Origin of the sequence: Chroococcus sp. FPU101, from assembly GCF_017312365.1 — a bacterium.
Classification (GTDB): domain Bacteria; phylum Cyanobacteriota; class Cyanobacteriia; order Cyanobacteriales; family Microcystaceae; genus Chroococcus.
Genome location: NZ_BLJI01000062.1, coordinates 1 through 13,031 on the forward strand (window position 1 = coordinate 1; position 13,031 = coordinate 13,031).

Here is a 13,031-nt window from a genome sequence, read left to right on the forward strand (position 1 = left end):
GCTGCGGGGTTTTGTCGTTTTGCTGGTCTAATTTTTTGAATTCCTCATCTGTTGGATTAGGAGGGGCGGCTGTGGAGTCGCATTCAATTTCGTAATTTTCCTCTTTGGCTAGAGTCAAAAGCAATTTGCTCTCTTCTTCTGACACATAATGACGGTCTGTTGGTGGCGACTCCAAAGAATATCCTTCTGACTCTAGTTTTTTGAAAATACATTCTCGATAATTCTTGGCTTCTAAATTCTGAAAACAAGCCATTTTAGCCCATGTTTGGATATTTTCGGGGTTTGACCCGTCTATACTGCTCAAGGAGTCTGCTAAGGCTAAAGATTTAAAGATCAAGTTGAATTTTTGATGCTCGGAACGGAGCAATCGTTTTAAGTCAGTTTCACCGTTTCCTACTCTTTCATTAGAAGATTTGGCCACCCAGATATGACGCGGTACATCCTCACGAATTCGCTCTAATCCCTGACAAAAACCGTTAACCGTCTGTTTACCTGAGCCAAAAGCAAACACACCTGTAAAGTGATTTTCTAGAGTAATACTTATCCCAGTTTCGAGAACGGGAGTAGCGATTACAACATCATAATCATTTAAAACTTGATTCAAATTCCCCATCGCTTTATAAGCGGGGTGTGATGGGTCTTTGCAGGTATCAGAGTCAAGAACCAATATCTTTTTATCTGGAAACTGGACAGCGATTTGTGAGGCTAAATTTGAAGCAGCTAACTTAGATTTAACGTCTTTAGCTCCTGTAAAGATGAAGGGTTTGCCACCATTGTTAATCTCAGTTAAAATGGCTTGGTTTAATGCTTCTGAAGATGCGTAGGAATAAAGCTTTCTGTTTTCGCTGGGCTTAAAAGTGTTGTAGATGCCCCAAGTCTTAACGGGAAATCCGATTGCTTTTTCAACATAATCGATTGAGATTCGGCTTAAATCAGCATCAGCCAAATAAATTTTACCCCCAGTAGCAACAACTGTTCTGAGGAGTGAAGAGAAAGTTTCAATAATTGAAACTCGGTTATTTTTACAAGTAGGACTATTGAGCAAATGCCAGAAAACCTGTTCAGCTTCATCGATAATCACTAATGCGCCTTCCCAATCAGAGGGATTAAACGATGGGTTAGCGTGTTTGTGAAGTGAATCAATACAGAGGCAGTAGCCTAATATGGCTCCTTGTTCTAATGTTTTAAGTTCTAATCGATAGGGAATCCCAAAACGATTTGCCAATTCTTCGAGTAATTTAACTCGATGCCCAATTACTAAGCAGGGTTGACCCGATGAAATCGCTTTATCGACGATTTTAGTTAACTCCTCTGTCTTGCCAGTTTTCTTGGCTGAGTTAATCCAGATAAGTTGAGCGTCGCTTGGTGCTTTTGACAAATCGATATATCGTTGATAAACGAGCGCATCGGGGGAAAGTGCCTTAAAGCCTTCTAGATTGAACAGTTCTAGGCTTTTCCGAGCCTGACACACTGCATCAAAGTATTCAGTTCCTTTGGCTGCAATCAAGTCATCAACTCCTTTTTCAGAACAATCCCATAAAATGACTGAAACCTTGCAACCTTTATATTTAAAAAGATTCCCAGTTTTAAGCGTGGCTTGACGAACCGCTTGTTTTGTTTTTGGTTTGGAGTCATTATCAAAGCAGAAACTAATCTCACGCCCTTTAGTAGCGAAAGGTTCCAACTGAGGAATTAAATAGGGTAGACCGAGACTATTGCGGTAGTCGTCTCGCTCTTGTCTATAACCGTTGTAGATGCCTGATAATCCGACGGCACAATAACCAGCACTAAGTAAAGAAGCGGCTTTTTTGGCTCCTTCAGTGATAGTAATTGGTACTGAATTTTCAATAACCCACTGCCAAAACTCAAGATCTTCAAACTTTAAAAACGTCTCAGTAGTGGCAATCCCGATCGCCGCCGCCATCCGTTCTTTGTAGGAATCTTCTAGCCCATGTTTGATAGCGATTTTTAACCCAATTCCCCAAGTGACCTTAAGGAAGAATGCCTCAGTGGAAACTTTTGGCGGGTGTTCGTACTTGATGGGTTTTCCTTTTTCAGGGTCAATTCTTGGCTTGTCTGGTTTGAAACAACCCCAGAGAGAATCATTTCCTGTAAGGGGGTCACTTGTACCACAATACCACCCGCCATCTTCTAGATGCTCGTATCGCTTGAGATAGCTATCCGATACGCGTCCTGTATTACGGCGGGGCAATTCGGATGAATAAAGTAGGTACTCGTGTGGGCTAGTGCCAGAAAGTGATAAGAAATTTAACTCGATCACTTCAGGGGCGATCGCGCTCTTTAAGAACTCTTGGTAGTGATGGCGATGAATCATGACTCACCCCCAACACGTTCTAGTCGTTCTAGTAACTGACAGTGACCGTTTGAACGGCAATCTCTGTGTTTGTTTTGATTGCTTAATCTACCGCTATAATCAGAATCGTTTACAATGAAGTTATCGGATATTGCTGCGTCAACAGCAATGTAAAAAAAAATATTGTTCATATGAAGTCGCCGCGTCAACGGCGTATTAGTTTTAGAAGTCCCTGCACTGCGTCAACAGTTCAGGGGATTTTTATTTTCATTTGATTTACCGCTATTCCTGTGTGTTTAGTGGTGATGTCAGCATCGAAGTCTAAGATCATAAGTAAGAAATCCTGCTAATAGTTGAAAGCATTAGCGTTTTTTTCACGTATTAAGATTATTATAATCATAGTTTCAAGTTTATGAAACTTATTCGGTACAGAGAGTTTGTTAAGATTTTTTACGTTTGGAAAAACGCTTGATCTGAATATACTCTAATGCGTCTTCTTCTGTGATGAAGAATGTACCTGTTACTTTGAAAGCTTTTAGAATTGGCTGAATATTTTTCTGTGGATAGCCAGTAATATCGTATCCCACTCGACGAGGGCTAATGCCTAACTCCGCAGCAATCTCCTCAAGCGTCCAATAACCAGGGAGACTTGGTTCTTTTCGTTGTAGAGGCGGGTCAAAATCAGATGGATTTCTGACCATTGGTTCAGTAGTGGCTAGAGGGTTAGGCATTTTATAGAGCAGTAGAATACTCCTGATTATCCCTATGATACCAAGGGATTAATAGTTAACCTAAGATTGGGTAGTGGAAACTGATTCTAGAACAAGGTTCTGGAGCAGCCATTAGATTATTTGAAATTACTCATGCCGAATGTTTACATAATTGGCGGTGCGAATGGCTCTGGCAAGACCACCGTGGCCAAAAGGCTCTTACCCAACTTCCTTAGCGTTTTTGAGTACGTCAACGCCGATGAAATAGCTGCTGGATTATCCCCTTTTAATCCAGAATCCGTTGCCATTCAAGCGGGACGGTTGATGTTAGAACGCCTAGAATCTCTGAAAACAGAAGGATTAGATTTTGCCTTTGAAACCACCCTAGCCGCCCGAAATTTTGCCCGTTTTTTGAGAGACTGTAAAAACTCTGGCTATACAGTCAATCTGATTTATTTTTGGCTAGAATCTCCCGAATTAGCCATAGAACGAGTTCAAAGACGAGTAGCCAGTGGCGGGCATAATATTCCGATTGATGTGGTTCGTCGTCGTTATGAACGAGGACGTATTAACCTAACCCAGTTGTATTTACCCTTGTGTGATACTTGGATTATCTATGACAACTCCAGAGATGAGCCGAGCTTAGTGGCTGCATCAGGATTGAACCAACCGCCGATTATTTATGACTTCGACACCTTCCGAGCCATTACCGCCAAATGAAATGAGCGAACCTACTCTAAGCGAACTGCATCAAAAAATCGATGCAGGTGTCAGAGCAGCCATTGCTGAAGCGATCGAAAGACACCGAAAATTAGGAGAATCGATCAGCATTCTCAAAGACGGTCAGATTATCACCTTAACGGCTGACCAAATTCCCAAAAAAACCGCCAAATCTCAAATTCAATGACCCGACAGCCCCACGACCAGTTTGCCAAAGAGTACCTAGAGGAATTATTAACCCCTTTAGGAAAAGTCGAAACCAGCCGCGATGTTAGAAGCGAAGTAACTGAAATCGATGTCTGGTTTGTTCCCGCCACCTCAGTCCCTCCCACCTCTCAAAATCTGGGGTTACTGAGCAATATGGCCGCCACTAGCTGTCTATTTGAACCCTATCGTAACGCTCCAACTGAAATCGAAATCCGTAGTTGCCTCTTAAAGCTTTACACCGTTCACGGTGAACTCTTGCGGAAAGCCAAACGGGAAAAACAATCGTTATCAGAAACCGAATTGCCGTTTTTATGGATTCTGTCGCCATCGTGTTCAGTCAGGATGCTTGAGGGATTTGGAGCTAGATTAAATTTAGAAGAAAATTGGATTGAAGGAGTTTATTTTTTCCCGAACTTTTGCCAAACCGCCATTATCGCCATCAATCAACTTCCCGTGACCCCCGATACTCTCTGGTTAAGGGTTTTAGGCAAAGGAAGCACCCAAAGACAGGCTGTAGAAGAATTAGCCAACTTACCAGAAAGTCATCCGTTCCGAGATAACCTGTTAGAGATTTTAGCTTCTTGGCGTAAGACATTAGAGTTAAAAGATAATAGAAGTGAAGAAGAGAGGGAATTAATCATGAACTTATCACCCGCTTATATACAGCAGTGCGAAGCGTGGAAAGAAGAAGGACAAGGCCTGGTGATCGAGACACTACTAGAAGGACGATTCGGCACTTTAGACGAGGAATTATCCCGTCTGATTCCCCAGATCGTGCAGCTTCCCCGCCCCGAGCGCACCCAATTACTGCTCAATTTATCTTCTCTGTCCCGTGAGGAATTATTAGCTAGGGTTGAGGGGTCATCGAACTGAGAGCCGATGGAGAAACTTCAACATACCTTGATTTATCGAAGTAATCTGAATCAAGGGGAGTCAACATTGAAAGAGAGGCGATCGCACCTTTGATTTGTTCGGGTTTGACCTCTAGGTATTTGTAAAGTTCATCAAGGGTACGGTGTCCTGAGATTTCTTGGATGATGCGTAAGGGGATGCCTGCGTTGCTCATTTGGGTGAGGGCGGTTCTGCGGAAGCTGTGGGTGGAGACTCCTTCGAGGCCGACTCGTTTACAGGCTTGGTTTAATAGCCAGATAGCAGAGTCGCGGTGCAGGTGGGTGTTCGCTCTTTTGTTTCCTTCGTTGCCTGGAAAGAGGTAGATGGAGTCGGCGCGTGGGGTGTAGGCTTCTAGTTTAATTCTGAGATCTTCAATGACGGGGATGGTGCGGGTGGCCAGTTTTCCTTTGGTGTTGCCTTTGCGGATGATAATTTCGGGTCGGACTTTTCCTTGTGTGTCGTAAACATCGCGTAAGGATAGGGTGACGGCTTCAGAAATACGGCAGGCGGTGTAGAGGCAGACGGCAAAAAGGGCGCGATCTCTAGGCGGGTTGACGATGAAACCAGAGGTGAAAAGTCGTTGAATTTCATAAGTTGTGAGGATTTTCGCTTGTCCGTGACGGTCGATTTTCATTTCTAGACCTGTAGTGCCTTTGTGAATATTGAACGGCTTTTTGGGGGTGTAGGTCAACTCCGACAGTGGCCGACAGGGAACCCGACTGTCGAGATTAGCCTTGTCGGGGTTATAAATTTTCGATATACTCTTCTAGGTCTTTACGCTTGACCCGCCATGCTTTCCCGACGATCTGGGCTTTGAGTTGATGACTTGCGATCGCTTCACGTAGAGTTTCACGACTCAAACCCGTAAGGGCTTGAACTTCCCTCAAAGTCAGCAGCAGTTTATTTTCAATTCCGACAGTGGGTTTAGCCGTTGATAGTGTTTTAAGACTTTGGATGGCTTCTGTCAGTTGTTGGAGTTGCCCTGACAGGGGAAGGATGAATTTCTCGACTAACCCCGACAGCCCGACAGGAGTTGTGGCGAGTTCGGTCGGGGTTGGTGAGGCCGCTTCAATCGCTGGTTTATAGGTGGTGGTCTTTAATTCTTCTTTGAGCTTGTCTAGTTCTTCTGAGTCGTAGACAGCGACGGGGCGAGTTTTGCCCCCTTCGTACTTGACGCTGAGTTTGCCCTTTTGGGTGTAGCGTTCTATAGCTCTGGTGCTGACACCGAGATAATCAGCCGCTTCTTGTTTGTTCATAGAGATTAAAGAAATATCGACAGTGAGCGACAGCTAAAAGCTGACTGTCGGGTTTATTCTCATTTTATGAACTCCGACAGTGACCGACAAGAAAACAGACAGGGTGAGGTTAAGGGTCATGGCGGGAGTACGGGCAGCCGTTTGAAGATGCTTTCTTTCGTGTTGACGAAGGCAGGAACGAGAAAAGGGGGGAGATTGCTTGGGCAATAGACAAGGGGTAAGGCAACGAAAAAGGAATTTTACGGTCACATCCACCCTTAAACCCTTGTAACGCTGCTGGGGGAGGGCTTATTGAAGATGAATAATTAAATTTTTCAGTCGGCTTGACCGTTTTGCGATTGAATGTAGTGATTAAAGTGTTCTCTAACGCCTTCATTTTCGTCAATATTAACTATTCAGTTATCCGCCGTTATGATTCCATCTCTTGAACCACTGTTTTGCCCGTGCTGTACGCCTGTTATTCTGCACGTCATATCTCAATCGGGTTTCCAGATGCTTTCTCGGCCGTTAAGTCGGCTAGGGACAGGGGCTTTGTCCCTAGCCGTTGGTCTGGATAAGAAACCTCTCAGTCATTTACATCCAAGTTTACATAGAAGGAGCTAAGCTTATGCGATGGCGTTACGTTATAGTAGGGGCTTTATTGCTAGCAATTATCGGATTCACCGCCCAATTCGGCTATGCACAAAGCCAACCCTCCACAGGTGATCGAACTCCACCAACCACCAGCACCCTGTTTGAAAATGTGCAGATTTTCAACGGCACCTCTGAACAACTGTCTGCCCCGTCCAATGTGTTAGTAGTTGGTAACAAAATCGAGACGATCTCTACAGCGTCCATTGCGGCACCATCGGGAGCGGATTCAACTCGTATTAACGGCGGTGGCCGCGTACTAATGCCAGGTCTGATCGATAACCATACTCACCTGTTTATGACCCTCACTACGATTCAGGAGGGACTCGATCCCAATATCAACCCTCAAGTTTTGGAGCAGAAGGCGCAAACCGCCGCTAAAGATATGCTGCTACGCGGGTTTACGACAGCCCGCGATATGGGGGGGCCAGTTTTCAACCTCAAAAAGGCGATCGACACAGGGAAGTCAGTCGGGCCACGCATTTATCCCAGTGGTGCGCCCCTCTCCCAGACCAGCGGCCATGGAGATTTTCGCTCGCTATCAGATCTGCCAAGAACACCCTCTACCCCCCTCCATCCGTCGGAAATGCTCGGAGCGACGGCGATCGCCGATGGGGTACCCGAAGTCCTCCGTCGTACTCGTGAGAACCTGATGCGCGGTGCCAGCCAAATTAAGGTCATGGCGGGCGGTGGTGTGGCCTCGGACTACGATCCCATTGATGTCAGCGAATACACAGAAGCTGAGTTACAGTCCGCCGTTGAGGCCACCGAGGACTGGAACACCTATGTCACCGTTCACGCTTACACCCCTCGCGCCATTCAGAAAGCGATTCGGGCGGGGGTCAAGTGCATTGAGCATGGGCAACTGATGGACGAGGCGACGGCGAAAATATTGGCGGAAAACGGGATCTGGCTCAGTTTGCAGCCATTCCTCGATGACGAGGATGCTATTCCGTTCCCAGAAGGGTCGGCTAACCGTGCTAAACAACTGCAAATGGTTCAAGGGACGGACACTGCTTATGCACTAGCCAAGAAATACAATCTCAAAACCGCCTGGGGTACCGATACCTTATTCGATGCCAAACTAGCCAGTCGGCAGGGGGTTCAGCTTGCGAAAATGGTTCGCTGGTACACGCCTGCTGAGGTGCTGAAGATGGCAACCAGTACTAATGCCGAACTACTGGCGTTATCTGGCCCGCGCAATCCCTATCCAGGCAAATTGGGTGTTATCGAAGAAGGCGCACTCGCTGACTTGCTGCTGGTGGACGGCGATCCACTAAAAAACATCAAGCTGATTGAGAATCCAGCCAAGAACTTCATCGTGATCATGAAGGACGGAAAAATTTATAAAAACTCAATCCGTTGATGTGGAAAATCTCATCGAAAAACCCTTGTCCTGACTGAAATACGACAGTATTAGGAGAACTTTATCAAGGTCAATGTCTGAAAATCCGCTCATGTAAAGCTTTCAGTTGAGGAAAGGACTTCTTGTTCGGCTCAAATAAGGCATTTTGGACATATTGAGCAAACCTAGATGGGACAAGCATTAGAGGGACAAGGCGACCGTAAAATTCGCTTTTCGTTGCCTTACCCCTAATTGAGTTGAGAGGCAGAAAGCCGATTTTAATGACGATTAAACTTACATTGTACTTAAATTTCGATTGACAATGTAAGTTTAACTGTATTACTTTCCCCTCAGTCCAGAAAATTACCCACTTCACAAAGAAGCCATCTACGAACAGTCTAATCACACCATCACCGACTCATGTATCTACTGTCATCAGATTAGTCATTTAAAGCTATTTAACTTAATTCATTATACTGACTGAAAGTTTAGTATGTCTTGAGTATCTTAAGTATCTCTAAAAAATATATTCATATTTATATGACAATGCACACATGAATCAAATACATTTAATGACATACTACTAATAAATTCTAGTAACTAACACTTATCCCTCTATTACTTCCCCCTTTCACCTCACCTTGTTACTTAGTTATAATTACAGTGCATACATCAACGTCACTTATTGTCACTCATGACCGAAAGCTCCAAGAGTACCGCCGTTACCTTCCGTTGCCCCAGTGAAGTCATCGATAGCATCGACCACCAAGCCAAAGCCACTAAGCAAAACAGAACTGATGTCTTAGTAGACCTCATCCTCGGTTCAATTCCCAACGTAAAAGTGATCGAAAGAGCTAAACTACCTCCTTCTCCTGCTATCTATTTTGTCTTTACCCCAGACAAACAATTATTGTACATCGGTAAAGCTGATAACTTACAGAAACGTTGGAATAGCCATCATAAATACCAACACTTTATTGAAACCTCTCTTGATTGTCGAATCGGTTACTTTACCTTTAATTCAGTAGACAATCTCAATGATGTTATTGAGGAGTTCCAAAACGAATCTGATGCCACACCAACCGAAAATATCTTAGTAACCAATGGACAATTAAACGAACTTAGAGGGGAACTTTACGCCTTAAAACGCCAATTCGACATCACTTTCTCTAGCCTGTCGGCTATTGGCTTAGAAAACCTCATGAAGCGATTTGAAGACCTCAAACCACCTTCTGGTCTACAGGATTGGACACCGACCTCTGAAGACCGTCGAGAAGGCATCGTCAGAAGCAACCTCATGAAACACTTCGGTTTTAACTCAACCACCGACTTAGAAAGTGCCGCCTCCTTCTACAACAATGAACCCGACAAATACCTTGAAGAACTCTCAGGCTGGCAATGTAAGCCCATTGAGCAAGGCAGTCACCGAACTCGATTTTATCCTCCATCTACCCCACAAACCAAACCTTAAAGCCTCTTATTTCTCGACACTGCTGAGTCTGGATATTTAATTAATCACTTCGTTTTTTGATTCTTCCCAGACTCATCAGGCGAGGGATAAGAGGCGAGTGGTGGAAGGTCAAACAACAATCGATCTCCCTCCCTAGTTAAAAACTCATCCAATTGTTTCATCACACTTTTCTTATAAGTCTCATCCGACTTCATCGCTTGCATCACCAACGCCCCTAGAAGCACCTTACGGCGAGTATCCTTTTTTCGTTCGGAGGATGCTTGTTGAGCCTTAAGTTGTTGAATCTGAGCATTTAATTCCTCTTTCTTCTTTAACAACTGTTCCAGTCGCTTATTCATCACTTGTTCTCAAAAAGCCTTGATACAACCATCATAGCTAAATCACAACTTTTCGCTACGTTCCAGAACTCTCGTGCTACACTTGAGTTATCGTCTGCCTTCCATTACGGAGTAATGGCGCACTTATACAACCAGAGGTTGCGTGCGTCAAAGGGGGTACCCCCCTTTGAAAACCCCCTCGGTTGGTTTCAAAAATCCTCGGACTGACTTTTCAATTCCATCGCTTCGTAATCATTTTTTGTGAAAGGGCAGATGGGAAGGAAGTTAATCACATCCAAGCTTGTCTCATCACAAGAAATGGCTATCTATCACGTTTCAGCAAAAATTATTTCCCGTAATGGGGGCAAAAGCGTTCTGGCATCTGCCGCTTATCGTGCTGGTGATCTCTTAACTGATGTTCGGTTAGGAAAAAGCTTCGATTACACCAAAAAACAAGGGGTAGACTCTACGCTCATTCTAGCCCCATCTAACGCCCCCGAATGGGTAAAAAACCGTGAGAAATTATGGAATGAAGTCGAGGCAGCCGAGAATAGAAAAGACTCTCAACTCGCTCGTGAATTTAATATCGCTCTACCTGTTGAACTAGATCAAGTGCAGATGAAGGATTTAGCACTTTCTTATGTTCGAGAACAATTTGTTAACCGAGGCATGATCGCTGATGTTGCTTTTCATGATCTAGCAAGTGATAATCCCCATTTCCATGTCCTGCTCACCATGAGAGATATTACTGAACAGGGCTTTAGTAAGAAGAAAAATCGTGACTGGAACTCAACTGAGCTATTAGTAGAGCAGAGAGAAGCATGGGCAACTCACGTTAATGTTGCCCTTGAAAATCTTGGGCTAGTCGATCTTAAGATCGACCATCGTACTTTAGTGGCTCAAGGGATTACAGAGCGCATTGCTCAAGTCCACTTAGGGCCAGAACTACACCGCATCCGAGAACAATCTATCGAACAGGGGAATCTACAAGAGTTTCGTTCTAAGTATCAAATTGGGGATTTGTATGAGACGATCAACGAGATCAATCTTGAACTTGCTTCTAGTCACGTCGCCTTAGAGGAACTTGATGAGTTAATTGCTATTGAACTTGCAGTGATGGAAGAAATTAAACAGCAGACAACTTCCTTCCCGAGAAAGAAATCCGACAAATTAGGACAGCCTTCGACTACACAGATTATTGATGGCACCGACGAACTATCTCAACAAGGCTGTCCTAATTTGTCAGAGACTTTTGGACTCCCATCTGCCCAAAATATAACTATGAACCCAAACGAGCCAAATGAGGAATCCGACCGTGAACGGGAATGGGAAAGCACCGCAGAACCAATCAATCTCACCGAACGACTTGACGAAATTACTGACTACTTTACAAGCTCTAGCAGAGAGGCAGATGAGAGTCGACGAAAATTACATCGCCTTGCAGACCGTCTTAGAGGCAGTGGTGGAGAAGTTGGAAGCAATAGAGAACCGAGCCAATCGATTGGAGACAGTACAGCAGCAGAAGTTGAACGCCCTACAGAGCCATCTAGACAGCCAACTCAACGACTTGAAAAAGGCACAGAGCAAGGAACTCTCCTCAGTCGAAACCGACATCCAGACCAGTCTGAACAAAATCAACAAAAACTGTCTAGTCACTTGGGACGCGGCACAGAAGGACAGGGAAAATTTGAGGGGGTTACTGAACCAGCTACATCGGCCGACGCTTCTAAAACTGGGCGGTCTAAGCCTAATTCTGACCAGTCTGCTCAGTTGGAGCTTAATCAAGATTTTTCCCCCAAACGGCAACTTAATCGAACAGATCAAGGGGCGAGTGAACAACATCGAGATCAAGATCAATCGTCTGGAGAAGACGAAAAATCGTTAAGTGATTCACAACGACAATCAGATTTGAATCATCTAGCCGCGATCGCTACTATTATTCGGCTAATGCAAGATTTAGACGAGGAAAGTTTTGAAGGCCAACGGTACCGATTAAAAGTCTCTCCCAATTTTGAGACGGTGGAGATGTACGCAAAAGATGGACGAGGTTTAATTCTTTCTAAGCAGGCTGGTCAAATCAGTGGAAGCCTATCGGAACTTGACTTACAGGCAATCGAGCAGTTAAATCAACAGCTTGACCGAAGAGAGGCGCAACGACAGGTAGATCACTGTATGCCTGTTCTAGCCAAACTCTTAAATTATGTTGGTCAATACAAACAGAATAATTCGGTTTATTTTCTTTCCTTTGATTTCAAAACCCAAATCATGACCTATCGCTCAAAAGAAAACCCAAATGATTTCCTTGTAGCTCAACGGACTAATCAAGGTTGGGAGTACAAGGAAGGCAAATTACCCCCAGTTCTTGAACAGGAGATCTCCGTTGATTTAGACGAGTGGTTAGAGCAACAGGCACTTCAAAAAGCCCAGAAAAAAGAGCGAGGAAGGGGTTTTTCTCGTTAAACGCTTAACCGTTTGGATTTATTGCCGCTTCAAGTATTGCCAGAACTCGATGATTTGTTCATCACGCTCGTAAAATCGGCTCTCTAGCCTTACTTTGAATCTCTTTTATAAGCTTCATGCGGCCACCATCTCCAGTAAATAACTATTATTAGAGAGGGTGGACACGCCTTTAGAATCTCGTTCAGACCAACGGCTAAAAATCTCGTTCCGTCCGTCAAGATTGGGGTCTAGTAATTGGTAAACCCGTTTTCGGTTGCCTCGACTGCCCTTACGACCAATACAAGTTAGTTTCAATCCCAACATCCCCAATATTCTCTGAGCGACCGCTACGGGAGAATCTTTTAAAAGATTAATCGTCAAGCCTAAAACACTCTTAATTACATGAGCGTGAGGGATAACCTTCTCGTTAAACCAAGCTTCGAGAGACTCGTTATCGTGTTGGTTCATCGGGTTAAGGAATTGCTCAATTTCCAAAAACTCTAAAACTTTAATTTTTGGAGTTAGAGCGACCTTATTAAAATCAGGCTTAAAGACTTTTCCATTGTTCTCTTTTGCCAAACCTTCAACCCGTTTTTTATCTTTTTGAGCTAAAAATTCCGAACCTGTTGTCAAATAATAGTGGATGGTTAACTGGCCAAACCACCCATAATCATCACGCTTAACCATTTCTGAAGTAATTTCTTCAGTCAGATAGCGACGGCATAACTTAC

The 13,031-nt window shown here is 44.2% G+C and carries 12 protein-coding genes; 6 read left to right on the top strand and 6 right to left on the bottom strand.

What is annotated here, in order from left to right:
- Both CFPU101_RS23905 and CFPU101_RS23910 read right to left on the bottom strand, forming a co-directional pair.
- On the bottom strand, positions 1-2,335 hold a 2,335-nt coding region (locus CFPU101_RS23905; protein WP_206818205.1), incomplete at its 3' end, for a plasmid replication protein, CyRepA1 family.
- A gap of 419 nt (positions 2,336-2,754) precedes the next feature.
- Complete coding sequence (locus tag CFPU101_RS23910) at positions 2,755-3,045, bottom strand: DNA-binding protein (protein WP_206818206.1); 291 nt, start codon at positions 3,043-3,045, stop codon at positions 2,755-2,757.
- Between the two features lie 132 nt (positions 3,046-3,177).
- Between CFPU101_RS23910 and CFPU101_RS23915 the strand changes: the two genes are divergently transcribed.
- Genes CFPU101_RS23915 through CFPU101_RS23925 form a run of 3 tightly spaced genes read left to right on the top strand, consistent with a single transcriptional unit; the run spans position 3,178 to position 4,824 of the window.
- Positions 3,178-3,744: a zeta toxin family protein gene (locus CFPU101_RS23915; protein ID WP_206818207.1), complete on the top strand. Its 567-nt coding sequence runs from the start codon at positions 3,178-3,180 to the stop codon at positions 3,742-3,744.
- Position 3,745: 1 nt separating this feature from the next.
- Positions 3,746-3,931: a hypothetical protein gene (locus CFPU101_RS23920; RefSeq protein ID WP_206818221.1), complete on the top strand. Its 186-nt coding sequence runs from the start codon at positions 3,746-3,748 to the stop codon at positions 3,929-3,931.
- On the top strand, positions 3,928-4,824 hold the full coding sequence (locus CFPU101_RS23925) for a hypothetical protein (RefSeq protein WP_206818209.1): 897 nt from the start codon (positions 3,928-3,930) through the stop codon (positions 4,822-4,824). Before CFPU101_RS23920 ends, CFPU101_RS23925 begins: the two co-directional genes overlap by 4 nt.
- Here the strand turns inward: CFPU101_RS23925 and CFPU101_RS23930 are convergent.
- Positions 4,799-5,476 carry a site-specific integrase gene (locus tag CFPU101_RS23930; protein ID WP_206818211.1) on the bottom strand — a complete coding sequence of 226 codons (678 nt, stop codon included), beginning with the start codon at positions 5,474-5,476 and terminating at the stop codon, positions 4,799-4,801. The genes CFPU101_RS23925 and CFPU101_RS23930 overlap by 26 nt on opposite strands.
- A 109-nt stretch (positions 5,477-5,585) precedes the next feature.
- The gene (locus CFPU101_RS25815; RefSeq protein WP_242578239.1) at positions 5,586-6,098 is read right to left on the bottom strand and encodes a helix-turn-helix domain-containing protein; all 513 of its coding nucleotides are present in this window, start codon (positions 6,096-6,098) and stop codon (positions 5,586-5,588) included.
- A gap of 607 nt (positions 6,099-6,705) precedes the next feature.
- Here CFPU101_RS25815 and CFPU101_RS23940 point away from each other — a divergent pair.
- Together CFPU101_RS23940 and CFPU101_RS23945 are read left to right on the top strand one after the other, a co-directional pair.
- Positions 6,706-8,094 (top strand): amidohydrolase family protein, encoded by a 1,389-nt coding sequence (locus tag CFPU101_RS23940; RefSeq protein ID WP_206818213.1) that lies wholly within the window; start codon positions 6,706-6,708, stop codon positions 8,092-8,094.
- A gap of 673 nt (positions 8,095-8,767) precedes the next feature.
- Positions 8,768-9,544, top strand: coding sequence for a GIY-YIG nuclease family protein (locus tag CFPU101_RS23945; RefSeq protein WP_206818215.1), 777 nt, complete (start codon positions 8,768-8,770; stop codon positions 9,542-9,544).
- A gap of 44 nt (positions 9,545-9,588) precedes the next feature.
- On the opposite strand, the gene CFPU101_RS23950 is transcribed toward CFPU101_RS23945, so the two are convergent.
- Positions 9,589-9,882: a hypothetical protein gene (locus tag CFPU101_RS23950; protein WP_206818217.1), complete on the bottom strand. Its 294-nt coding sequence runs from the start codon at positions 9,880-9,882 to the stop codon at positions 9,589-9,591.
- 297 nt (positions 9,883-10,179) lie between these two features.
- On the opposite strand from CFPU101_RS23950, the gene mobQ reads away from it, so the two are divergent.
- On the top strand, positions 10,180-12,321 hold the full coding sequence (gene mobQ / locus CFPU101_RS23955) for a MobQ family relaxase (protein WP_206818219.1): 2,142 nt from the start codon (positions 10,180-10,182) through the stop codon (positions 12,319-12,321).
- Positions 12,322-12,435: 114 nt separating this feature from the next.
- Here mobQ and CFPU101_RS25820 read toward each other — a convergent pair.
- Positions 12,436-13,031: hypothetical protein (locus CFPU101_RS25820; protein ID WP_307730479.1), on the bottom strand; the 596-nt coding region annotated here is incomplete at its 5' end.